Source organism: Frankia sp. BMG5.60 (assembly GCF_059428125.1).
On record NZ_CM182091.1, the window covers coordinates 2,017,316 to 2,042,367 of the forward strand.

General features: G+C 73.3%; 10 protein-coding genes. 5 read left to right on the plus strand and 5 right to left on the minus strand.

Translation table 11 applies throughout. The annotated features are described in order from the left end of the window. Positions 1 to 29 precede the first annotated feature (29 nt). Genes AC5R91_RS08085 through AC5R91_RS08095 form a run of 3 tightly spaced genes read right to left on the minus strand, consistent with a single transcriptional unit; the run spans position 30 to position 8,889 of the window. A complete protein-coding gene (locus AC5R91_RS08085) occupies positions 30 to 2,003 on the minus strand; it encodes a Gfo/Idh/MocA family oxidoreductase (protein ID WP_495396533.1) in 1,974 nt (657 codons plus the stop codon). Continuing rightward, complete coding sequence (locus AC5R91_RS08090) at positions 2,000 to 3,208, minus strand: saccharopine dehydrogenase NADP-binding domain-containing protein (protein WP_495396534.1); 1,209 nt, start codon at positions 3,206 to 3,208, stop codon at positions 2,000 to 2,002. The genes AC5R91_RS08085 and AC5R91_RS08090 overlap by 4 nt, the downstream gene beginning before the upstream one ends. Then, entirely contained in the window at positions 3,205 to 8,889 is a 5,685-nt protein-coding gene (locus tag AC5R91_RS08095) for a non-ribosomal peptide synthetase (RefSeq protein ID WP_495396535.1), read from the minus strand. Before AC5R91_RS08095 ends, AC5R91_RS08090 begins: the two co-directional genes overlap by 4 nt. A 153-nt stretch (positions 8,890 to 9,042) precedes the next feature. On the opposite strand from AC5R91_RS08095, the gene AC5R91_RS08100 reads away from it, so the two are divergent. Genes AC5R91_RS08100 through AC5R91_RS08120 form a run of 5 tightly spaced genes read left to right on the plus strand, consistent with a single transcriptional unit; the run spans position 9,043 to position 22,501 of the window. After that, complete coding sequence (locus AC5R91_RS08100) at positions 9,043 to 10,674, plus strand: (2,3-dihydroxybenzoyl)adenylate synthase (RefSeq protein WP_495396536.1); 1,632 nt, start codon at positions 9,043 to 9,045, stop codon at positions 10,672 to 10,674. Positions 10,675 to 10,732: 58 nt separating this feature from the next. After that, entirely contained in the window at positions 10,733 to 12,130 is a 1,398-nt protein-coding gene (locus tag AC5R91_RS08105) for a salicylate synthase (RefSeq protein WP_495396537.1), read from the plus strand. Further along, positions 12,127 to 18,915 (plus strand): amino acid adenylation domain-containing protein, encoded by a 6,789-nt coding sequence (locus AC5R91_RS08110; RefSeq protein ID WP_495396538.1) that lies wholly within the window; start codon positions 12,127 to 12,129, stop codon positions 18,913 to 18,915. The genes AC5R91_RS08105 and AC5R91_RS08110 overlap by 4 nt, the downstream gene beginning before the upstream one ends. Further along, on the plus strand, positions 18,912 to 20,729 hold the full coding sequence (locus tag AC5R91_RS08115; RefSeq protein ID WP_495396539.1) for an ABC transporter ATP-binding protein: 1,818 nt from the start codon (positions 18,912 to 18,914) through the stop codon (positions 20,727 to 20,729). Before AC5R91_RS08110 ends, AC5R91_RS08115 begins: the two co-directional genes overlap by 4 nt. Further along, positions 20,726 to 22,501, plus strand: coding sequence for an ABC transporter ATP-binding protein (locus AC5R91_RS08120; RefSeq protein ID WP_495396540.1), 1,776 nt, complete (start codon positions 20,726 to 20,728; stop codon positions 22,499 to 22,501). The genes AC5R91_RS08115 and AC5R91_RS08120 overlap by 4 nt, the downstream gene beginning before the upstream one ends. 78 nt (positions 22,502 to 22,579) lie before the next feature. Here the strand turns inward: AC5R91_RS08120 and AC5R91_RS08125 are convergent, their stop codons facing one another. Both AC5R91_RS08125 and AC5R91_RS08130 read right to left on the minus strand, forming a co-directional pair. Further along, positions 22,580 to 24,286 (minus strand): ABC transporter ATP-binding protein, encoded by a 1,707-nt coding sequence (locus tag AC5R91_RS08125; RefSeq protein ID WP_495396541.1) that lies wholly within the window; start codon positions 24,284 to 24,286, stop codon positions 22,580 to 22,582. Beyond that, on the minus strand, positions 24,283 to 25,050 hold the full coding sequence (locus AC5R91_RS08130; RefSeq protein WP_495396542.1) for an ABC transporter permease: 768 nt from the start codon (positions 25,048 to 25,050) through the stop codon (positions 24,283 to 24,285). Before AC5R91_RS08130 ends, AC5R91_RS08125 begins: the two co-directional genes overlap by 4 nt. Positions 25,051 to 25,052: the final 2 nt, after the last annotated feature.

Genomic DNA, 25,052 nt, shown 5'->3' on the forward strand with positions numbered 1-25,052 from the left:
CCGGGAACGATGTGAACGCGCGGCCGTCGTCAGGGCAGCGCCCGATGCGCGAGCACCCCGAGGGGGGTGGCACCGGGCCGTCCGCCGGCCGGCTGCCGGCGCAGGTCCATCCCCGCCTCGGTGGCGACGGCGGCGAGGTCGACCGTGTGCCAGCCGTAGCCGTCGCGCGCTTCGCGGACGGTCTCCGCATTGCGCAGGACCCGCCAGGTGGACCGCATCCGCATCAGGTCGCCGTCCGCCGGTTCGCCGGAGAACCACCACTCGTAGCTCTGCTCGCCAAGCTCCGCCTGGGCCAGCCGATGCGGTTCCAGCAGGATCGGGCGGTCCAGGTTCATCAGCTCGACCACGATCACGCCGCCGGGCGCCAGTCGCTCCCGCAGTCGCCGCCACAGCGCCTTCCGTCCCGGGCGGTCCAGGTGGCCGGCGACCCCGCACACCAATGCGGCGCTGATCGCTTCGGGCAGGTCCAGGTCGGGTGCGGCATCCGCGCTGATGGTGACCCGGCGGCGGAGGTCGTCGTCCCGGTAGACCCGGCTGGCCAGCACGGCCCGCATGCCCTCGGATGGTTCGTAGGCGACGATCTCGATGTCGGCGAATGCGCGGGCGACCGCCTCGGTGAGCAGTCCGGTGCCGGCACCGACCTCCACGACCGGCCCACGGCCGAGATCGATCATGCGCAGTGCCTCGATGACGGCAGGTGCGCTGGTGGCCTGGACGTGCGCTGCGGCGACGAGGTCGAAGAACTCCGCGGTCGGGGTGTAGGGCATGCTGCCCCCGTCCGGCCCGGGATCGGCGTCGCCGCCGGGTTCGTCCGGACGCCGGACGCGGCCGCTCCCCCGGGCACGACTCCCCGTCGGAAGCAGATCGGTTTCGGTGACCCGGACCGCGGAGACCGGATCGGTTTCTGGCAGCAGGTCGTTCAGGGCGAGCGGGCGGGGACGTGTGACCCGGGCCGCCTCGGGCGGACCGATCTCGGCGGCGATGTGGGACCAGATCCGGGTGACGGTCAGGTCGTACTGCGCGGAGCTCAGCGGATCCCCACCCGCCTTGATCGCACGGACCATGTCGACCAGCGCACGGGCGATCGCCTCCGGCCAGAGCCGGTCGAAGATGTCACGCTGGGTTCCGGCGGCGGTCCCGGGAAGGACGCTGGTGCTGGGCTGGTCGAATCGGTGCGCATCCGGCCCGTCGACGACGAGCCGACGCTCGGCGTCACGTTCGGCATGCAGCCGCGGGCTCCACTGCACCGGCCCGTGGGTGTCGGCGAGGGTCAGCACCCCGCCTTCGGCGCCGAGGGTGATCCGGTGCCACAGCAGGGCGTGGTTGTCCCGGTCGCGTGGGTCGAGCTGGTTCTGCACCCGCAGCGTCACGGGGACACCGGCCAGTTCTCCGATGAGCGTCCGCAGCGGACCGCCGCCGCCGCGGCCGGGCACATCGACCGCGTCGAACCGCCACGGCCGCAGGCCCCCCAGCGCCCGGCCGAGGATGTCGACCAAGGGCAGCAGCACGTGGACGGGTGTCGCCGCGTCGACGAACACGGGCGTCTGGTGTGCGCGTAGCCGCTGGGCCGCGGCGATGAACGACCGGACTGGTCCGACGTGGGGGTAATGGGTGTTGACCCGGTACTGGACGTGGTGCCGCCGTGCCAGCCGTAGGTTCGCCGTCATCTCGGCCGGGTGTACCGGGTGTTCCTGCAGGACGTGCACGCCCCGACCCATCAGCGCCCGTGCCAGCTCGCTGCCGGTCCCACCGGAGATCGTCGACCCGACGACGACGCAGGCGAGGTCGATGCCGTCCGGCACGGCCTCGACCCGGTCGTAGTGCGCGACACCGATCTGGTCGGCGAAGGTCCGTGAGGCGTTCCCGCCCCGGCTCAGGACGCCGGCCACCGTGAATCCCGGCTCGCCTCGGACCGCGGTCGCGTAGAACCGGCCGAAGTTGGTGCCGCACACCAGCACCCGCAGCGGCCGGCCCTCGCTCCCGCCGGACGCGGTCGCCGTCACAGCGCACCTTCCTCGACGACGTCGTCTCTGGCGGCGTCGTCGCCGATGTCGGCGCCTCGCGCGGCGCCGGGCAGCTCCATGAGGCTGGATCCGCCGGCCTTCCGGATCTCGCGCACGACGGCGTGGGGGTCCAGGACGTCGCAAGCGAAGTGCAGGCCGGCGGGCAGGGCGTCCTCGAGCGCTGTCCGTGCCGCCAGGGCTCCGACGAGGCCGGTCAACTGGTAGCTGCTCGACGTCCGGAGGACGAGGGTGCGACGGATTTCTGTCCCCGCGCCGTCCGGGGGGGTTCCGCGCATCGAGAAGACCATCAGATAGAAGGGGGTCCGCCCGACCAGGTCGAGGGCGGCCGCCCGGTGTAGCCGGGCGCCGACCTCGGCGAGATCGGTGCCCGGTTCCCGCGCGTAGCCCGGCATGCGCTGCATCTCGGCGTGCACCGCCGGACCCGGATGCACGTTGAACCAGTCGACGTCGTCGAGTCCGAGTGCGCGGGCGAGCCGCACGGTTTCGGTCGACAGGAACGGGGTCATCCCCACCGGGCCGGGGAAGAAGGGGGCGACAGCGTTCGGAGCCGCCCGCAGCGCGCGTGGCCGACGTGCGCCGCCTCTCCAGGCGGCCAGCGGTTCGCCGAAGGCGGCGCCGTCGGCTCCTCCGGTACTCAGCGAGAGGATCATGTCGGTCGCCACCGCCGGTGAACAGGGTTCCATCCCGCCGGCGTGGGCGGTCAGCGCCGCGGGCCGGTCGAACCCGGTCGCGGCGAGCCAGCGCGGGAGAATGCTCGACAGGCCCGGCAGCGTGCCGGCGGAGAACACCACGGCACGGTCGGTGCCGGCCAGACCGCGGGCGGCCATCCCCTCCCACGCCGGATCGTCACCGGCGACGTCGACGTAGTGAGCACCCACGGCCACGGCGGCGACCGCGACTGTGTCTCTCAGCAGATAGGTCGGGCCGGCGCAGTTGAGCACCACCTGACATCCGGCGCAGAAACGGGTCAGGCTTACCGGGTCGGTGGCGTCGACAGCCATGATCTCGCCGTGGCCGTCGAGTGCGTCGGCGAGCACCCGCCGTGCGCCGTCGACGCGGCGAGCGCCCAGCCGGATGCGCTCGACGCCGAGCTTGCGCAGCGCGGCGGCCGCGGCCGAGCCGACCATGCCCGACGCGCCGAGGAGCCCGACGACCGGCGGGCCGGGCCGCCCCGAGACGTTCATCGGGTCACCGCGCCGTCGGTGAGCTGCCCGAGAAGCCGCAGCACGCCGGGTGCGTGTTCCACCGACAGGCAGCTGAAGTGGTCGCCGGGGACATCGACGATCCGCAGATCACCCAGGCAGACCTCCTCCCACTGCATGGTCACCGCGTCCCGGCTGCCGGGGAAGGGGTAGGCGCCGCCGTGCCGCAGGAAGGTCACGTCGCCGGCGTAGGGCTCGGGCTGGTAGCGGCTGATCGAGAAGACGCTCTGCCGGAAGGTCAGGAACAGGCGCGTCATGTGGTCCGGCTCGTACATGCCGGCCGACGCCGGGACGGCCTCGCACATCCTGGCGATCCGGGCGGAGCGTGGCAGGGATGCCAGCGCACGGAAGCTGTCGGCGATGTCGGCGTACTCGCCCTCGAGCCTGGCCAGGGCGCCGTCGTGCAGCACTCCGGGGCTTTCGGCGAGCACCGCGTCGCTCGCCGCGGCGACCCGGTACTGGTCATCGGGGAATCCCAGGTCGGGCGGGTGGATGCCCATCATCACCGCGAACGAGTACTCGGCGAGGATCTCGTCGTCGAGCCGGAACCGCGGGCTGTGGCTGCTGATCGCGGTGAAGCTCGCGACCGGCGCTCCGGCCTCGGCCAACCCGCGGGCGACCTCGATGGCGATCAGGCCGCCCAGGCAGTAGCCGACGAGATGCAGATCGCGCGGGCCCAGTTCCAGCAGGGAGCGGGCGTAGCTGGCGGCGAGGGTTTCGATCTGCCCGGTCGGCTCGCCACCGAGGTAGTCCGCCATCTGCGGGATCTCCAGCCCCACGAGAGCCGTGGTTCCCGCGGAGCGGCGCCGGATCTCGGTGATGAGCGCCCGGTAGGGCATCACCGTGCCGGTGCCGGCGTGCACGAGCACGGTCACCGGACCGCCCGCGCTTTGCAGGCCGGCGCCGTGCAGCGGGATCACCGGCGAGACCTTCTCCTGGTCTCCCTTCGCCGCCGGCTCACGGCCGGTGGCGGCGCGCAGGAACGTCGCCAGCGCCGCCACGGTCGGCGCGCGCAGCATGTGCCGCAGCACCACCTCCCATTCCAGGGCGACGACGTCGGGCAGGCGTTCGCGCACCTGGCCGACCAGGCGCGCGACGAGCAGTGAGTCGCCGCCGAGCGCGAAGAAGTCGTCATGGCGGCCGACGCGCTCGACGCCGAGCAGCTCCGCCCAGAGCTCGGCGAGCTGCCGTTCGAGCGCACCGAGCGGTTTCCCGGACCGGGCCGCCACGTCGCCGGCGCCGCCGCCACGCGGCAGCCAGCGGCGCAGCGTGGACCGGTCCACCTTGCCGTTGGCCGTCAGCGGCAGGGCGTCGAGCACCTGCCAGGCGGTTGGGATCATGTAGTCGGGCAGCTGGCTCCCCGTGTGCCGGGTGAGCTCGCTCGCGGTGAGCGGATGCCGGTCTGTCTTCACCTGGGTGAAGAAGACCCGCTGCCCGGTGGGATGCAGGGTGTCGGTCGGTTCCGGCAGGGCCGCGACCAGTTCCACGCCGAGGTCCGCGAGCAGCTCGGGCCACTGCTCGTCGGTCACGAACGACGCTCCGGTGGCGGCGCGCAGATCGGTCCTCGGCCCCGAGGTGACCTCGAGGAACTCCAGCGAGACGGCCAGCGGGTAGTGGTCGTCGCGGGTGTTCTCGGTGAACACCAGCCAGCCGCCGGGGACCAGCAGCTCACGCAGCCGCCGTAAGGCGGCCGGGATGTCGGTGGCGTTGTGCAGGACGTTGGGGCAGAGGATCACGTCGAAGCTGTTCGGGAGGTAGCCCTGCTCCCGGGGGTCGGCGGCGAGGTCGAACCGGCCGTAGCGGACCCAGGGGTGGTCGGCGAACCGTTCGGCGGCCTCCGTCAGGAAGAACCGCGACGGGTCGGTAAACAGGTAGTCGACGCCGAACTCGGCCAGGGCCGGGACGAGCTCGGTGGTGGCGCCGGCGACGCCGCCGCCGACTTCCAGGAGGCGCATCCCCTCCTCACCGACGTGCCGTTCGGCGAGCTGGCGCAGGCCGGCGCAGAGTGCCTGGTTGAGGTGGCGGACGGCCAGGTTGTCGCGGTAGGCGGCGGCGAGCGCGTCGGGCTCGGCGCCTGGGAAGAGCAGAGCCCGGATGTCCTGCTCGCCGGAGAGCAGGGCGGGCAGGTGAGCGGTGCAGGTGCGCATCAGGTCGAGCAGGTCGGTGCTGTAGTCCACCCGGCGCTGCGCGGTGTCCAGCCTGGCCCAGGCCTGTTCCAGCGCCGCGGCGTCGGGTGCGACCAGCCCGTGGTAGCGCGGCGCTCCCGTCTTCCGGTCGCGATGGGGTTCGGTGGCCGGCCTGCCGGTGACCGCCAGCCTGCCGGTGGCCGCCAGCGCTCGCAGCCAGCGACGCACGATGTGCCGGTTGGGCGGGGTTGTCCGCAGAACGGCGCAGACCTCGTCGGCGTCGAGCCCGCCCGACCCGTCGCCCTGGCCTTCGACCGGGATGAGCAGACCCGCGTCCGAGAGGGTCCGTGCCATCACGGCGAGCGCGACGTCGTCCATGGCGGCCAGCAGCTCCGCGAGCGCGGCCGGGTCCATGCCGGCGCCGGCCGCGCGGATCGCGGCTGCGGCTGCGGCCGCGACCAGCGGCGGGGTCGCGCCGGTGGACTCGCCCGCGGCCCGCGGGCCGTCATCCTCCGTTCGTCGCGCGGGTTCAACGAAGGCGGCGAGACGGCGGCCGAGCGGATGCTCGTCGTCGACGAGCACCGCGCCGGCTGCGACCGCGGGATGGGTCAGGACCGCGGCTTCCACCTCGGCGAGCTCGATCCGGAATCCGCGGATCTTCACCTGGTCGTCCTCCCGGCCGAGGAACTCGATGGTCCCGTCGGGCAGGTAGCGGCCCAGGTCGCCGGTGCGGTAGAGCCGTTCGCCGGTGGTCGGATGCCGGATGAAGCGGGCCGCGGTGCGCTCCGGGTCGCCGTGGTAACCCAGCGCAACCCCGGCGCCGCCGATGTGCAGCTCGCCGGGCACCCAGTCCGGCCGGTCCCGCAGCGCGCCGTCGAACACGGCGAAACTCTGGTTGGACAGCGGGGTGCCGTACGGGATGCTCGGTCGGGCGGGATCCACCTCGTCGATCGGGTGGACGATCGACCAGACGGCGCCCTCGGTCGCCCCACCGAGGCTGACCACGCGCAGACCGGGCATCGACGCGCGGGCCTCGTCGGGCAGCGTCACCGGAATCCAGTCACCGGAGAGCAGCGCCAACCGCAGTGTCGTGACATCCGGAGCCGCGCCACCGGATGGCGCACTCCCCGAGGCCCCTCCGGCGGCGGCCGGCCCGCCGGCCGCGGACCGCAGGAACTCGACCAGCATCTGCATCTGCGCCGGAACGGAGTTCCACACGGTCACGGCATGCGCGCCGATCAGGTCGGCCCAGTGCGACGGGTCGCCCCGGCGGGCGCCGTCGGGCAGCACCAGCCGCGCCCCGACCCGTAGCGGGCCGAACACGTCGTAGACCGACAGGTCGAAGCCGAGACTCGCCAGCCCCAACACGGCGTCGTCGGCCGTCACGTGGAAGCGCCGGTTGATGTCGACGATCGTGTTGAGGGCGGCCCGATGGCTGATCATCACGCCCTTGGGTGCGCCGGTGGAACCGGACGTGTAGATGATGTAGGCGAGATCGTCGGGTGCTGCCGCGGGCGCGATCGGGTGGGCGACGCGGGCGGCGCCGACGGGCTCCAGCGCGTCGACGGCGACGGTGGTGAGGTCGTCGGGCCAGCCCGCCGGGTCGGCGAGCCGTGTCTGCGTGAGCACGTGGCGCACGCCCGCGTCGTGAAGGATCACATCGCGGCGTGCGGTTGGCTGCGCGGTGTCGAGGGGCAGGTAGGCGCCGCCCGCGAGCAGGACGCCGAGGACGGCGACAATCTGCTCCCAGCCCTTGTCCATGCCCACGGCGACCGGTTCGGCCGGGCGCAGGCCGGCGTCGGCGAGCACGGCCGCCACGGTGCTGGCGCGCCGGATGAGCTCTCCGTAGGTGAGCTGGCGGTCCGCAGCGACGACCGCGACCGCGTCCGGTGTAACCGCCGCCTGGGCAAGCACGCCCGCGTGCAGCAGCTCATCAGGCAGGTCGGCGGCGGTGTCGTTGACGGCGGCGCGACGCAGGGTCTGATCCTCGGGCAGCTCCACCGGCGCGGGGCGGGTCCAGGCATCGGAGTCCGTCGCAAGCCGGGTGATCGCGGTGATGAGGGCGGCGAACGCCGCCTCGGCCAGGCCGTCGGGGAACACCCCGCCGCGAACGTCCCAGGAGACGGCGAGCGCGTCGCCGCGCGGCATCACCTGGCAGTCGAGCCAGACCTGCGGCGTCTGGCTGATCGCGAACACGACCTCGCCGGTCGGATCCACCGCGGCGCCGAGGTCCGACCCTGCCAGGTCCGCGGGGCCGGCGGGGCCGGCGCCGTCGAGGGTGCTGGTGAAGACCACGGGCATGAGCGGCCGGCCGTCCTCGCGGCGGGAGATCTCGGTGAGGACCTCGCTGCCGGTGAACAGGGTATGGGACAGATCGTCGAGCAGCCCCGCCGAGACCGCGCCGGCACGCTCGGCGAAGGAAGCCGCGGCGCTCAGGTCGACAGCGAGCAGCTCGACCGCGGTGAAGTCGCCGATCAGGGCGCCGACGTCGGGATGAACGTCGAGGCGTTGGAACGTCGGCAGGTTGAGGGTGAATCTCGCCGACCGGCTCCACCGGCCGATCACCTCCGCGTAGGCGGTGAGCAGGGCAGCGGAGGTGGTGATGCCGTGCCGGCGCGCGTTCGACGCCAGGGCGGCCCAGACCGGGGCCGGTAGCAGGTGCTCCAGCCGGGTGAACCGGACCGGTTCCGGCGCGGGTCCGCGACGCTCTGCCAGGGGTAGCTCGGGCGCGGGCGGGAGCGTGTCGAGCCGGTGCAGCCAGTACTCCCGGTCCCGCTGGTAGAGGGCGGTCTCGGCCAGCCGGCGACGGCCCACCAGATAGTCCCGGAAGGTGATTCCCAGCGGGGGGAGATCCGCCGCCGGGTTCGTGCACAACGCGCCGAACTCTCGCAGCAGCAGCTGGACGCTGGCGTAGTCGACGACGAGCAGGTCGAGCGAGAGGTGCAGGAGCAGCTGCCGGTCCGACCGGGTCGCCCTCACCTTGCACAGCGGCCACACCTCGGTCCGGGCCACCCGATGGCTCAGTTCGGCGCGGATGTCCAGCACGGCCGCGCTCACCTCGTCCTCCGCCCGGCCGCGCAGGTCGACGACGTCGATGTGGTGTGGCGGCGGATCCGCGAGCACCACCTGGTAGCCGTCGGGATGGACCACGGCGCGCAGCATGTCGTGCCGCGCGACGAGGGTGTCCCAGGCTGCCTGGACCCGCTCCGGTTCCAGCTCGGCGGGGAAGGCGAGCTCGATGTAGGCGTGGCAGGCGACCCCGCCGTAGTCGTAGGAGTCCCCGCGACCGATCAGGTAGGCGGCCTGGATGTCCGACAGGGGGAACGGTTCGTACCGGCCCTCGGCGTCGGCCGTGACCACCGGGACCGCCTGATCACGTTCCAGCCGGTCGAGGACCTCCTCCCGGTGCTCCCGTAGGAGGTCCCGACGTTGCGGCGTCAGGGCACCGCGCGGTGCGCGGAAGCGCAGGCGGCCGGAATCGGCCCACAGCGTGACACCGTCCCGGCCGAGTTCGGCGATCAGTTCGTCGATTTCCATGATCCTCGACTTCCGCAGGATGCGTCACGCGCCTCGTCGACCGTGGCGAGGAGACGCGGGGCATCGCGATCAGATGGAATCTTGGGCTTTATTGAACATGAATTTCATCTACAGTAAGCCCGGATGACCCCATCTGCCGAGGAGTCACGACACATGCCTGAGGACTGGCCGCGCTGCCCGGAGACGGATGCGGCGCGCTATCGCAAGGCCGGGCACTGGGCCGGCGTCACGTTCGGCGCGTTACTGCGCGACCTCGCGGCCCGCCACGGCTCACGCATCGCCGTGGTCGACGGCGCCGAGCGGTGGTCCTACACCGACCTCGACGCCCACGCCGACCGGCTGTGCGCGGGTCTCGACCGGGCCGGGATCCGACCTGGTGAGCGGGTCGTGGTCCAGCTCCCCAACCGCGTGCAGTTCCTGCACCTGTGGTTCGCGCTGGCCCGGCTCGGCGCCGTCCCGGTGCACGCGATGCCCGCTCACCGTCGCGCCGAGATCCGGCACCTGGCCGAGCTGTCCGGCGCCACGACCTACGTCGTCGCCGATCGTGCCGGCCGGCTCGACGGCCACGCACTCGCGCGGCAGGTACGCGATGCGCTGGCCCCCCCGCGTCGGGTCATCGTCCTCGGCGACCCCGGCGGGGACGACGTCCTGCCCTGGTCAGCCTTGCTGGTCGACGGATCCGGGCCGGTCAGGCGAGCCGGGGCCGAGACCGTCGACAGCGCCGGAGCGCTCGCCATGCTGCTGTTGTCCGGCGGTTCGACGGGTGTGCCGAAACTCATTCCGCGCACCCACGACGAGTACCTGTACGCGGCGCGCCAGGGAGCTGAAGCATGCGAGCTCGGGCCGGAGTCGGTCTACCTGGTGAGCCTGCCCATCGGCTTCAACTTCGCCTTCGGAGCCCCCGGCGTCCTGGGGACGCTGAGTGCCGGCGGCACGGTCGTCATCGCCCGCGACCCGAGCCCGCACACCGCTTTCCGCCTCATCGAACGTGAGCGGGTCACCGTCACGGCCCTCACCCCGCCGCTGGTTCCCGCCTGGATCGAGGAGTACCAGACCAGCCGTCCGGACCTGTCGAGCCTGCGGGTGCTTCAGGTTGGCGGCGCGCGGTTGGCCGATGACGAGGCGCGGCGGGTCGAGACGGTGCTCGGTGTCCGGCTGCAGCAGGTGTTCGGGATGGCCGAAGGGCTGGTGAACTACACCCGCCTGGACGATGCGGACGACCTGCGGCACACGACGCAGGGCCGGCCGCCCTCGGCCGCCGACGAGGTGCTCGTCGTCGACGCCGCCGGGCGGGCCGTGCCCGACGGCGAGGTCGGTGAGCTGCTCACCCGCGGTCCCGCCACCCTGCGCGGCTATTACCGCGCACCCGATCACAACGCCCGCGCGTTCACCGCCGACGGCTTCTACCGGACGGGGGACCTCGTCCGCCGGCTCCCCTCCGGACACCTCGTCGTCGTCGGCAGGGTCAAGGAACAGATCAACCGCGGCGGGGAGAAGATCGCGACGGCCGAGGTGGAGGAGCATCTGCGCGCCCATCCGCGGGTGCGGGCCGCCGCGCTGGTCGCCGCGCCGGATCCCCACTGGGGCGAATGCGCCGTCGCGTTCCTGGTCTGCGACGGCGATCCCCCGGGAACCCGCGACCTCGCGCGGTACCTGGCCGCACGCGGACTCGCGGGCTACAAGGCGCCGGACCGGGTCCACGCCATCCCTGACCTGCCCCTCACACCGGTCGGCAAGATCGACAAGGTGGCACTCGCTCGGCTGCTGACACCCCCGGCCCGATGAGGCCGACCGCCCGGTACCCATCGATCCCCCCGACCCTGCTCCGGATGGACGATCACCTGTGACGACCTTGCTGGACACCGCGCCGCCGCCGAGCGAACCGGCTGTCTACCGGACCCGGTCGACCCGCGGCCGGTTCGATACCGCCGCGCTGGCCACGACCCTGGCCGCCGCCGGAGTCGCGGAGCACTGCGTCCTGTACGAACGCGGCGACGACTGGTGGTACGCCGCCGGGGTGCTGTGCGCTGTCTCGATCTACCACGACCAAGCCGTGGTCCGCTACGGCGATCAACGGATCGAACACCCGTACACAGGGTCCCCGCTGCGCGCGCTGGCGGAGCTCACCGCCGGCCTTCCTGTCGTGGACTGGCGCGGCTACGGATGGCTGGCGTTCGAATGCGCGCAGGCACACGAGCGGCCCGTCGCCCTTGCGCGCCCTGGCGCGGATCCGGCGCCGTTGGCACAGCTCGTGGTCCCGAGGGTCGAGGCGCGGATCAGTACAACTTCGATCGACGTTCGCGCGGTGGACGACAGGACCCTGGACCGCGTCCTCGACATAGCGGCGCGGCTGCCCGGCGCGTCCTGCGACCGCCCCCCGGCCGGCAACAGGACGCCGGTCGACGTGCACACACCCGACGGCGACGCCTACCGCGGCGCCGTGGCGCGGGCCGTCGAGCGGATCGAGGCCGGACACCTGGCCAAGGTCATCCTCTCGCGGCGGGTTCCGGTTCCCTTCGAGGTCGACCTGGTCCGAACCTGTCTGCACGGACGCCGGGCGAACACACCCGCACGAACGTTCCTGCTCGACCTGCCGGGGATGCGCGCCACCGGGTTCAGCCCGGAGACCGTCGCCGAGGTCGACGCCGACGGGTTCGTGCGCACCCAGCCGCTGGCCGGGACGAGAGCACTCGGCCTGGGTGGGGACCGCGACCGGATCAACCGCGGTGAGTTGTGTACCGATCCCAAGGAGCTCTACGAGCACGCCATCTCCGTTCGGGCTTCCGACGAGGAGCTGCGGACGGTCTGCCAGCCCGGCAGCGTCGCGGTCCGCGACTTCATGTCCGTCCGGGCACGCGGCAGCGTCCAGCACCTGGGCTCGCACGTCGAAGGGCGGCTGCGCGATGGCGCGACCTGTTGGGACGCACTCGGGGTGCTGTTCCCCGCCGTGACGGCCTCGGGCATCCCGAAAGCGGCCGCATGCCAGGAGATCGCCGAGCTCGAACCCGGCGCGCGCGGGCTGTACGCCGGGGCCGTCTTCCAGGTCGGGCACGACGGAACCCTCGACGCGGCCCTGGCGCTGCGCGCCGTGTTCACCCAGGACGGCCGCAGTTGGCTGCGGGCCGGCGCTGGCGTCGTCGCCGGCTCCCGCCCCGACCGGGAGTACACCGAGACCTGCGAGAAGCTGGCCAGCATCGCCCCCTACCTGGTCGCGGCGGACGCCGGAGGTGTTCGAGCGTGACCACCCTCGTCCCCGACGATGCCGGCCATCTGCGGGCCGAGGTGGCCCGCACGCTCGGCCTACCGCCCGACGAGCTCGACCCCGACGAGGATCTGTTCTCCCTCGGCCTGGACTCGTTGACCCTGATCCAGCTCGTCACCACATGGCGCCGTCAGGGCATCGACGCGGCGTTCGACGAACTCGCCGAGCAGCCCACCCTGCGCCGGTGGGAGGCGCTGCGCGCGGCCTGGGACGGTTCGGCCCAACCCGCACGCCCCTCCGGCGACGGCGCGGTTCGGATTGGTCTCGAACCCGCGTCCCGGGACGGCGACACCGAGCGGTTCGACCTCGCCACCATGGCGCACGCGTACTGGATCGGCCGGCAGACCGGCCAGCCGTTCGGCGGCGTGGCCGCGCATTTCTACACCGAGCTCGACGGCGCCGCAGTCGATCCCGACAGGCTGCACACGGCCGTGGCCGATCTGGTCAGCCGGCACGGCATGCTGCGCGCCCGGGTCACCGACGACGGACAGGGATGGATCGCTCCGCCGCCCGCCGACGTCGCTCTCCCCGTCCGCGATCTGCGGGACCTTCCCCCGGCGGAGGTCGACCGCCGGCTGGCCGATCTGCGCGAGCACTACACCCACCGGGCGATGGACCTCTCCGCCGGCGGGGTCCTCGACATAGCGCTCACCCTGCTGCCCGGGGGTGTGACGCGCCTGCACATCGACCTGGACATGGTCGTCGCCGATGCGTTGAGCATGCGCATCCTGCTGGAGGACCTGCGTCGACGCTACGAGGCGCCGGACCAGCCGCTGCCGCCGATCACCTACGGGTATCCCCGCTACCTGGCCGAGAGGCGGGCACGGCGCGCTCCGGAGCGGGACCGCGCCCGCCGCTGGTGGCACGAGCGGCTCGCCGACCTGCCCGGCCCGCCCGAGCTGCCGCTGCGACCCGATGCGGGCAGGCCTGGGACACCGGCCCGCAGCACCCGGCTCGACCACTGGATCGACGCCGACCGGCGACAGCGTCTCATCCGGCGTGCCCGCGCTCGCGGCATCACCCCGGCGGCCGCGCTGGCCACCGTGTTTGCGGAGGTCGTCGGTGCGTGGAGCCGGACTCCCCGGTTCCTGCTCAACCTCCCGCTCTTCGACCGCGAGGCGCTGCATCCCGACGTCGACAGCCTGGTCGGCGACTTCTCCAGCTCGGTCCTGGTCGACGTCGACGTCAGCACTCCCCTGCCGTTCGTGGCCCGGGCGCGTACGGTTCAGTCGACCCTCGCGGCCACCATCGCGCGCGGCGCGTACGGCGGGGTGGAGGTCCTGCGGGACCTGTCCCGGCAGGCGGGCGCACCCGTGCTCGCGCCGGTCGTCTACACCAGCGCGCTGGGACTCGGCGACATCTACACCGACGCCGTGCAGCGATGTTTCGGCCGGCCGGCGTGGATCATCTCCCAGGGGCCGCAGGTCTGGCTGGACGCCCAGGTCACCGAGCATGACGGCGGGCTGCTGTTGAACTGGGACGTCCGGGTGGACAGCCTCTCCCCCGGCGCCGCGGACGCCGCGTTCGGCGCCTACCGACACCTCGTCGACGAGCTGATCGACGATGACGACGCCTGGGACCGGCCGGTCGGCCCGCTCGTGCCCGCGCAGGCGGTGCGCGTGCGCGCCCAGGTGAACGCCACCGACGTCGACCGGCCGGCCCGAACCCTGCACGGTGCCGTGTTCGCCCGGGCGCAGACGGACCCGGACCAGGTCGCGATCATCGACGGTGATCGGCGCACGAGCTACGGCGAGCTCGCCGGGGCCGCGCTGCGGGTCGCCGCGCTGCTCACCGAACGCGGAGTCCGTCCGGGGGACGCGGTGACGGTGACGCTGCCCCGGGGCACCGGGCAGGTCGTCGCCGTGCTCGGTGTGCTCGCCGCGGGCGCCGCCTACCTGCCGGTCGGCCTCGACCAGCCCGCCCTCCGCCGGGCAGCCCTCCACGCCCGGTCCGCGGCGGTCATCGCGCTCACCGACGACGACCACCTCGCCGCGGTGACGGCGGCCGGCGGCCCCACACCCGCGCTGCTCGGCGACGCGCGCACACGAGCGCCGCTGACCGCGCCGGTGCCTGTCGACCCCGCCGCCCTCGCCTACATCCTGTTCACCTCGGGGTCGACCGGACAGCCCAAGGGGGTGGAGGTCAGCCACGCCGCCGCCACGAACACCATCGACGCCCTCAACGCCCGGCTCGGCGTCGACCGGGAGGACCGTGCGCTCACGGTTTCGGCGCTCGACTTCGACCTGTCCGTCTACGACATGTTCGGACTGCTCAGCGCGGGCGGGGCACTGGTACTGGTCGGCGAGCAACACCGACGCGACCCGCACGCCTGGTGGCGTGCGGTGACCGAGCACGAGGTGACCATCTGGAACACCGTGCCCGCCCTGCTCGACATGCTGCTGACCGCGGCCGAGCAGTCCGGCGCGCCGCCGCGGGACGCCGGCCGTCCGCTCCCGCGAGCCGTCCTGCTCGGCGGCGACCACATCGGGCTGGACCTGCCCGCGCGGTTGCGCGCCCTGGTGCCGCAGGCCCGGTTCGTCGCCCTGGGCGGCATGACGGAGGCCGCGATCCACTCCACCTGGTTCGAGGTCCCACCAGACTCGGACGCCGACGTGCCCGGATGGACCTCCATGCCCTGGGGTGTGCCGTTGGACAACGTCCGGGCCCGGGTCGTCGATCCGCGGGGACATGACTGCCCCGACTGGGTGACCGGCGAGCTGTGGATAGGCGGGGCGAGCGTCGCCCGCGGCTACCGGGGAGACCCGCAACGCAGCGCGGACCGCTTCGTCCGGCACGACGGGCTCCGCTGGTACCGCGGCGGCGATCTCGCGCGCTACCGGCCCGACGGCGTCCTGGAGTACGTCGGTCGCGCCGACCATCAGGTCAAGGTACGGGGCCATCGCATCGAACTCGGCGAGATCGAGGCAGCGGCGGGGACACATCCGCAGGTCGGACACGCGGCGGCCACCGTTCTCGAGGCCGCCGCCCGAAGGATCGGGCTCGTCGTGTGCCCGCCGGACCCGGTGGGCCTCGACGCGCTGACCGACGTCGTCGAGGCCGGTGAGCTCGCCGACTGGCTGAATGATCGTCTCCCCGTCGCGATGCGCCCCGACCATCTGGTGGTCTTGCCGAACCTGCCGTTGTCGGGCAACGGCAAACTCGACCGTGGCGCCCTCGCCGCCGAGCTGACCGCGCGCATGGACGGACGCCTCGCAGGAACCGACCCGCCCCGCGGCGACGTGGAGAGGGCACTCGCCGTGATCTGGTCGAACCTGCTCGGCGTCGACACCGTCGACCGGACCGACAGCTTTTTCACCCTCGGCGGCGACTCGCTGCTGGCGACCACGCTGCTGGGCCGGCTGCGGGCAGCGGGTCTGACGGGCGCCCGGCTCGCCGACCTGTTCGCCACGCCGACGCTGGCCTCCTTCGCCGCGGGCCTGCGGTTCGTCGACCCTGCCGACGCGCAGACGGCGAAGGACGCCGATGACCTGGACGGCGCCGGCAGCGGACCCCGCGCCGGGGGGGCTTCGGCGACTCGGCCACTCGTCGCCGACGAGGACCGGCGGCACGAGCCGTTCCCGCCCACCGACGTCCAGCGCGCCTACTGGGTCGGCCGTGACAGTCGACTGCCCCTCGGCGGCGTCGGGACCTGGCACTACAGCGAGTTCGACGCCGCCGAGGTCGACCTCGACCTGGGCCGCCTGGAACGTGCCTGGAACACCCTCGTCGCCCGGCACGAGATGTTGCGGGCCGTGTTCGACGAGGACGGCCATCAGCGCATCCTGCCCACGACACCCCCGGTGCGGATCGACCTCATCGACGTGACCGACGTGACCGACGATGAAGCGCAGGTCGCGCTCGCACGAGCGCGCGCCGAAAGTTCGCATCGCCAGGTCGACCTGACCCGGTGGCCGTTGTTCGAGGTCGGCGCGGTGCGTTATCGGACCGGCGGACGCACCCGCCTGCGGCTGACCGTCGGGCTCGACTACATCGTCTTCGACGCCCTGTCGATCATGACCCTGTTCACGGAACTGGACCGGACCTACCACACCCCCGACGGCCAAGATCCCGCACTGCCACCCGTGCAGGTCTCCTTCCGGGACTACGTCATGCAGCTACGGCCGGACGCGCGCGCGGTCGAGACGGACCAGGCTCATTGGCGCAGGCGGCTGACCGACCTGCCCCCCGCGCCGAGGCTGCCCACAGCCCTCGACCCGGCCCAGATCACCAGTCCACGGTTCACGCGGCTGCGACACTGGCTTCCGCCGGCGTCCTGGAACGCCCTGCGGGACCGCGCGAGGGCCCACGGCCTGACCCCCTCGACGGTCCTGCTCGCCGCCTACGCGGAGGTACTCGGAGCCTGGAGCGACAGTCCCGACCTGACCGTGACCCTGACACTGTTCAACCGGCAGGACGTTCATCCCCACATCCACCGGGTGCTGGGCGACTTCACCACCCTCTCACTCGCGGACTACCGGCCGGGCACGGACGGGGACTGGCTCGCCGCCGCCGCCGACCTGCAACGCCGCCTCGGCGCCGATCTCGACCACCGCGACGTCTCCCCCACCTGGCTGCTGCGCGAGCTGGCCCGCGCGACCGGCGGCATGCAGACGATGCCGGTCGTGTTCACCAGCGCGATCGGGGTGGGCGACGGGGTGTCCATGGACCTCTCCGACGGCTTTCCCGAACAGGTCCACGGCATCTCCACCGCCCCGCAGGTGTGCCTGGACAACCAGGTGCTCCCGGTCCGCGGCGGTCTGCAGGTCAGCTGGGACACGGTGGTGGGTCTGCTGCGCCCCGGCGTGTGCAAGGCGATGTTCGACGCCTACATCCGCCTGCTCGCCTGGCTGGCCGACCACGACTGGTCCACACCGCCACCGGATCCGCTGCCGGTGAACCAGCGCGCGGTCCGCGACCGGGTCAACGCGACCGCGGTCGACCGGCCCCCCCGGCTGCTGCACGCCGCCGCCTTCGCCGCCGCACAGCGGGCACCGGAGCGGACCGCGCTGGTCTGGGAGACCGACGGTGCGACGCGGTCGATGTCCTACGGCGAGCTCGGCGACCAGGCGCTGCGGCTGGCGGCGGCCCTCGTCGAGGACGGCGTCGAACCGGGCGAGCCGGTCGCGGTCACCCTGCCAAAGGGCCCGCACCAGGTGGTCGCCGTCCTCGGCGTGCTGGCGGCCGGCGGCTGCTATGTGCCGATCGGGGTGGAGCAGCCGGCGCTGCGTCGAACGGCGATGCACCAGCAGGCGGGCATCCGGTTCCTCATCGGCGACCCGGCCGCCGCCGACCACGGACCGGTCCCGCGGCTCGTGACGATTCCTCGGGCACGCGGCCACGCTCCGCTGGCCGCCCCGGTCACCGTGGATCCGGACAACCCGGCCTACGTCATCTTCACCTCCGGTTCGACCGGCATCCCCAAGGGCGTCGAGATCAGCCACGACGCCGCCGCGAACACCGTCGCCGACGTGGCGGGTCGCTTCGGGCTCGGCGACGACGACCGGGTGCTCGCGCTGTCCGCGCTCGACTTCGACCTGTCCGTCTTCGATCTGTTCGGACTCCTCGGCGTCGGCGGCGCGCTGGTGCTGCCCGCCGAGGAGGAACGCCGCGACGCCGGCCGCTGGCTGGCGCTCGCCCGAACCCACGGCGTGACGGTGTGGAACACCGTGCCGACCCTGCTGGAGATGCTTCTCATCGCGGCCGAGGAGGACACCGCTGCGATCGGGCTGCGCCTGGCCCTGGTCTCGGGCGACTGGGTCGGGCTCGACCTGCCGGACCGGCTACGGGAACGGGAGGAGCGACGATGTCGCCTGGTCGCTCTCGGCGGCGCCACCGAGGCGTCCATCTGGTCGAACGCCTTCGAGACCGCCGGAGGGACGGGGCCGGACTGGCGGTCCGTGCCCTACGGCTTCCCGCTGGACAACCAGCGGTACCGGGTTGTCGACGGGCGGGGACGCGACCGGCCGGACTGGGCGCCCGGGGAGCTGTGGATCGGCGGGCGTGGTGTCGCCCGCGGCTATCGCGGCGACCCCGGGCGCACCGCGGAACGGTTCGTCAACGCATCAGGCTGCCGGTGGTACCGCACCGGTGACCTGGGCCGCTACCGGCCGGATGGCACGTTGGAGTTCCTCGGCCGGATGGACCACCAGGTCAAGATCGGCGGTCATCGTCTGGAGCTCGCCGAGATCGAGGCGGCGTTGGAGGCGTTCCCCGACGCCCGCCGGGCCGCGGTCGTCGCGGTCGGGGAACCTCGGCGCCGGTCGCTGCACGCGTTCCTGGAACGGCGGGCCGCCGCCGACCCGCGAGAGGACACCACTGCGGCGGACGCCTGGACCCTGACGCAGGCCCGCACGTTCCTGGCCGAACGGCTTCCCGCCTACGCGGTCCCGCCTCGCCTCACCCTGCTCGACGCGCTGCCGCTGACCGCGAACGGCAAGGTCGACCGAGCCGTGCTGAACCAGCTGGACGGCATCCGGGGAGATTCCTCAGCGACGCCGCCCACCGGCCACCTCGAGTCCGTCGTGGCCGCGCTCTGGCGTGACCTGCTCGGCACCGATGTCCTCGACCGGGACGCGAACTTCTTCGGTCTGGGCGGAGACAGCATCCTCGCGCTCCGGCTGGTGGGTCAGCTGCGCGCACGTTTCGGCGTCGAGGTCGCCATCCGGCGGTTCCTGGCCGCACCGACCGTGGAACGGCTGGCGGCCGAACTCGGCGAGCTCGGCGTCGGGACCGACGACGGCGACTACGAGGAAGGTGCGCTGTGAGTGCACCCGTGAGCGAAAACGAGGTCCGGCCCACCGCGTTCACCGCCCTGCGCCGGCTGCTGGCGCCGCTGCGCGCCCGACTGGCGGTGGCGGTCGCCCTCCAGGCCGCCTCCAGCGCGGTGGGGGTGGTGCCACTGATCGCGGTCGCCGAGATAGCCAGGATGCTGCTGGAGTCCCCGGTTGACGACGGGCGGGTGTGGCGTGCCGTCGTCGTCTGCGGGGCGGCCGCTCCGATCGGCCTGCTCACGGGAGCGGCCGCGGTCACCCTCACCCATCTCGGCGACGCGGCCCTGCAGCTCAGCCTGCGCCGGGCCCTCGCCGATCGGCTGGGTCGCCTTCCCCTGGGATGGTTCTCGATCCGTGGCTCCGGAACGGTGAAGAAAGTCGTCCACGACGACGTGCACGCGATGCACTACCTCGTGGCCCACACGCTGCTCGACGTCACGACCGTCGTGGTCGTCCCGGTGACGGCGCTGGCCTACCTGCTGAGCGTCGACTGGCGGCTGGCACTGCTCTGCCTCGTCCCGCTGCTGGCGGGAATCTGGCTGTTCGCCCGCGCGATGGCCGGGGTCGGCCCGAAGATGGCCGACTACGCCCACGCCGCCACCGAGATCAACAGCGGGGTGGTCGAGTTCGTGGACGGCATCGCGGTCATCAAGACCTTCGGTCGGGCCCGCGTCGCACACGAGCGGTTCGTCCGCGCCGCGGATGCCTTCCACTCCTTCTTCTCCCGGTGGGTCGCCGACACCACCGCGGCCACCACCGCCTCCCAGCTCGTCGTCGCGCCCCCCGTGGTCGTCCTGCTCCTGCTCGCGGCGGGCACCGCCCTGGTGACCTCCGCTCGGCTCGCCGCGCCGGACCTCGTCGCGTTCGCCCTGCTGGGGCCGGGCGTGGCCGGCGCCGTGTCGGGCATCGGCACCCGGCTGCAGGCGCTGCGGACCGGCGGCACCGCCGCGGTGGCCGTCACCACGGTCCTGGATACCCCCGCTCAGAGCGTCCCGCTAAGGCCGCTGGCCCCGGACGGTGTCCAGGTCGCGCTGCGCGGCGTCTCCTTCTCCTACGACGGGACCCGGCCCGTGCTGCGCGGCATCGACCTGGAGCTGGCCCCGGGCACCGTCACGGCGCTGGTAGGACGCTCGGGCGCGGGCAAGTCGACGCTCGCCCGACTGGTGCCGCGGTTCCTCGACGCCACCGACGGTTCGATCACTCTCGGCGGGGTGGACGTCCGGGACATCGACCCGCGAACGTTCTACCGGACCGTCGGCTTCGTCTTCCAGGACGTGGGCCTGCTTCGGATGTCCGTCGCGGAGAACATCGCGTTGGGCCGCCCCGAGGCGACGCGGGAGCGGATCGAGAGCGCCGCCCGCGCCGCGCGGATCCACGACCGCATCGTCGCCGAGCCGCGCGGCTACGACACGGTGGTCGGCACGGACGTCGAGTTCTCCGGCGGCGAGGCGCAGCGGATCGCCATCGCCCGGGCACTCCTCGCCGACCCCCCGATCCTCGTCCTCGACGAGGCCACCGCCTATGCGGACCCGCATGCGGAGGCCGCGATCCAGAAGGCGCTGTCAGCCGTGGCGGCCGGGCGCACCCTGCTGGTGATCGCGCACCGGCTGGCGAGTGTCGTCGACGCCGACCAGATCATCGTGCTCGCCGACGGGCAGGTCGCCGAACGGGGGCGCCACCACGAGCTGCTGGCGCTCGGCGGCCGGTACGCGCGGATGTGGGACGCCCAGCACGCCGCTGTGGCCGCGGCCGTCCCGCCCGACCGGGACGCGTCCTGCGCGCGGACCGAACAGGAGACCCTGTCGTGATCAGAACGCTGTTGGCCGTCCTCGGCCGGTCCGAGGGCGCCGCGCTGCGTCGTCTGATCGCCGCACTGTCCTTCGCCGCCGCCGCCCAGGGGCTCGGGTATGCCCTGGTGGTGCCGTTCTTCGACGCCCTGCTGGGCGAGCGACCCTCGACGGCGTGGGGATGGCTCGCCGGAATCTCGGCGGCGACCGCGGCCTACGCCGCGCTGACCTGGCGGGCGCAGAACGCGGCGTTCCGCGCCGGCGCAGACGTGGCGCGGGTGCTGCACCACCGGCTCGGCGACCGGATCGTCACGCTGCCGCTGGGCTGGTTCGGCGCCGCGCGGGTGGGCGAACTGGCCCGGCTGACCAGCGGCAGCGTCCTTGCGGTGATGAACGTTCCCGCGCACCTGCTGCGCCCGGTCATCACCGCCGCCGTCGTCCCGGCGACGGTGGTGGTCACGCTGTTCATCGTCGACCCCCGCCTCGCGGCCGCGGTGGCCCTCGCCGCACCCGTCATGGTCGCGGTGCTGGCCTGGAGCAACCGCACGGTGGGGCGGGCCGACGCGGCCCGCGACGCCATCGTTGACGAGGCGTCGGCCCGGCTGGTCGAGTTCGGTCAGAGACAGCCGGTGCTGCGGGCCTTCGGCCGGACGACCGAGGGCTATGCGGCCCTGGACGCGGCGCTGGTCGCCCAGCATGACGGGGACCGGGCGCTGGCCTGGAAGTCGCTCCCCGGGCTGGTCGCGTTCAGCTTCACCGTGCGCCTGGTCTTCGCGGCCGTGCTGGTGCTCGGCGCCGACCGTGCGCTCGGCGGAACCCTCGACGCGTCGACGTTCGCCGGCGCCCTCGTCCTCATGATCCGGTTCATCGAGCCGCTCGCGGCCGCGGCGGACCTCGGCGCGGCGATGCGCCTCGCTCAGGGCCACCTGCGCGGGATCGAAGAGGTTCTCAGCGCGGCAGCGCTGCCCGAACCGTCCGTCCCGGTCCGCCCGAGCGGGACGGACGTGCAGTTCCGGGGCGTCGGGTTCGGCTACGGCGAACAGCCGGTGCTGCGTGACATAAGCTTCGAGCTTCCCGCGCGCACCATGACCGCGCTGGTCGGACCCTCCGGTGCAGGCAAGACGACGATCGCCCGGTTGATCGCCCGGTTCTGGGACGTCGACACCGGTGAGATCCGCATCGGCGGTGTGCCCGTGACCGAGATCGGCTCGGAGCAGGTGATGGCGCTGGTCTCGATCGTCTTCCAGGATGTCTACCTGTTCGACGGCACACTCGAGGAGAACATCCGGCTCGGCCGTCTCGACGCCACCGACGAGGAGGTGCGGGCGGCGGCGGAACTGGCCGGCCTCGGTGGTATGGCCGGCTCGACCGCCAAACCCGGTGATGCGGCCGGCCGACGCCTCGACGGGGATGAGCTGCCCGACGGGATGGGGACCCGGGTCGGGGAGGGCGGTTCGCTGCTGTCCGGAGGTCAGCGCCAGCGGGTCTCCATCGCGCGGGCACTGCTCAAGGACGCTCCGATCGTGCTGCTGGACGAGGCGACCGCGGCGCTGGACCCGGAGAACGACGTCCACATCCAGCGCGCTATCGCGCGGCTCGCGCGGCGGTCGACCCTGCTGGTGATCGCGCACCGCCTGCACACCGTGCTCACGGCCGACCAGATCCTGGTCGTCGAGGACGGTCGCATCACCCAGCGAGGCCGACACACGGATCTCATCGAGGAGGACGGAACCTACGCGGAGTTCTGGCGAGCCCGCGAGTCCACCCGCGGCTGGCACCTACTCGCGCCCTGACCCTGCGCGCGGGCCGGGCCACAACGTGCCGGTCGCACCGCCCGCCTGCCCCGCCCCGCCGACGGGCGGGGCAGGCGCTCAGCGGGTGGCTGCAAGCAGCGCGCGCGTCGTCGGATGCCGCGGATCGGACAGCAGCGCGGCGGTGTCGCCTTCCTCCACCACCACGCCGTCGTCGAGAACGACCACCCGATCCGCCCAGGTGGCCACGGTGTCGAGGTCGTGGGTGATGAGCAGGACCGTCAGACCGAGCACGCGCCGCAACCCGGCGAGCAGACCCATGATCGCCTCGCCGGTGTCGACGTCCAGCGCGGCGCCCACCTCGTCACACACCAGCACCCGGGGGCGGCAGGCCAGCGCCCGGGCCAGGTTCACCCGGGCCCGCTCGCCGCCGGAGAGCTGGGCAGGATACCGCTCGGCGTGCCCGGCCGGCAGCCGGACCTGAACCAACAGCCGCTCGACCTCGGCGCGCGTCGCCTCCGCCGCGTCCCGACCGGCGCGGCCCCGACGCTTCGGGCCCGTGCGATCCGGGCGCAGCGGGCGCGCCAGGGCCGCGCCCACCGTCTCCCGAGGATTCAACGCGCCCACGCTGTCCTGGGCCACGAGCTGGATACCGCGGCACTGCTCGACCGACCGATCACGCACCCTGGGCGCAAGCTCCACCCCGTCGAGGTCGACCACGCCACCGCTTCGACCGCCGGGGTGCAGACCCACCAGGACGCGCGCCAGCGTCGACTTGCCCGAGCCGGACGGCCCGACCACGGCGAGGCATCCGCCGGGCCGCGGCGCCAGGTCCACCCCGCGCAGCACCTGCGCGCGGCCGTGCCGAGCGCTCAGGCCCACAGCCCGAAGCGCGGCGGGTTCCCGGGACGGCACCGCGACCGGCGAGCCGTCGCTCCCAGCAGCACCGTCACTCCCACCACCAGCGGCGGCAGCGGCGCGGCGGGTCCACGGCGGTCGGGCCGGCACGACCTCGTCGGGGTGCCCGCTCGCGACGATCCGGCCCGCGTCCAGGCGCAGGACCCGGTCGGCCACCGCGCGCACCAGATACGGATCATGACTCACCAGGACCGTCGCCCGGCGCCCGACCGCCTCGACGATGAGCTGACGCAGTTCGTAGGCGAGCACAGGGTCGAGGTTCGCCGTGGGCTCGTCGAGGACCAGCACATCCGGATCACCCGCGAGCGTGACCGCGAACGCCACCCGCTGCGCCTGACCGCCGGAGATCTCGTGACCGTAGCGGCGAAGAAAGGCGCGCTCCGCCGGCAGGCGCACGGCCGTGAGCAGCCTGGCGACCTCGGCGTCCACCTCCGCCCGCGGGGCGCGGACCCGCGCCCGGACGGCCTCGCGGAGCTGGCCGCCGATCCGGCGCGCCGGATTGAGGCTCGCCGCCGGGGCCTGGCCGAGGTAGGCGACGGTGCGCCCGCGCATACGCCCGGCCACGCCGGGCCCGAGCATGTCGCGACCGGCGACGCGCACCGTCCCCGCGCGCAGGCGCAGGCCCGGAGCCTGAAAGCCGAGCAGAGTGAGCGCGGTGGTCGTCTTGCCGGAGCCGGACGGCCCCACGAGAGCGACCACCTCACCGGCACGCACCGTGAAACCGACTCCGTCGACGGTCGGCTCGCCAGCGGCCAGCGGGCCGACCACGAGCCCCTCGACCACGACCAGGGTGGGGTCGCCGGATGCGGGCCGTGTGACGTCGGGCTTCCCGCCCGCGGCGACCACCGGAACAGCCGCTGCCGGAACGGCCACCGCGGGGACGGGGCCGCCGGCGCAGCTGCCCGTCATCGGCGGTCCGCCAGCAGCGCGGTGAGCCCGTCGGCCAGGACGTTCACCGAAATCGAGAGGATGAGCAGGGCCAGGACAGGTGCCAGGAACGGCCAGACCGTCAGTGCGACTCCCGGGGAGTTCTCCTCGACCATGCGGCCCCAGTTGGGCGCCGGGGCAGCACCGCCGAGACCGAGGAAACCGGCGGTCGCGGTCAGGTGGACCGCCGCGGAGAACCTCAGGCCGATCTCGGCGAGTGCGGGCCGGACGATGTTCGGCGCGATGTCGTAGCGCAGTATCCGGCGCCGGGGTTCGCCCCGGGCGCGGGAGACCTCCACGAATCCGGTGGCGGCGACCTGGGCGGTGGCCGCACGGATCACCCGGATCGAGAACGGCGCACTCACCAGCGCGACCGCCACCAGCACCGCCAGATCGCTGCCGGGGAATCCGGTGGCGAGAACGAGGAGAAGCAGCAGCGCCGGGACCACCGCGACGATGTCGACGACGCGGACCACCAGCTCCGCCATCCGGCCTCCCGACAGTCCGCTCAGCGCGCCGACCCCGAAGCCGACCAGGGTGGTCAGTGCGGTGCTGCCGGCCGCGAGCGCGACGACGGGCAGCCCACCGTGGGCCAGCCGGGCCAGCACATCCCGCCCGATCATGTCGGTGCCAAGCGGATGTGCCGCCGAGGGTGCCAGGAAGGGCATCCCGACCTGGGCGGTGGGCGATCCTGGCACGACCAGCGGCCCGAGCAACGCGAACAGGACGACCAGACCCGCCGCCACGC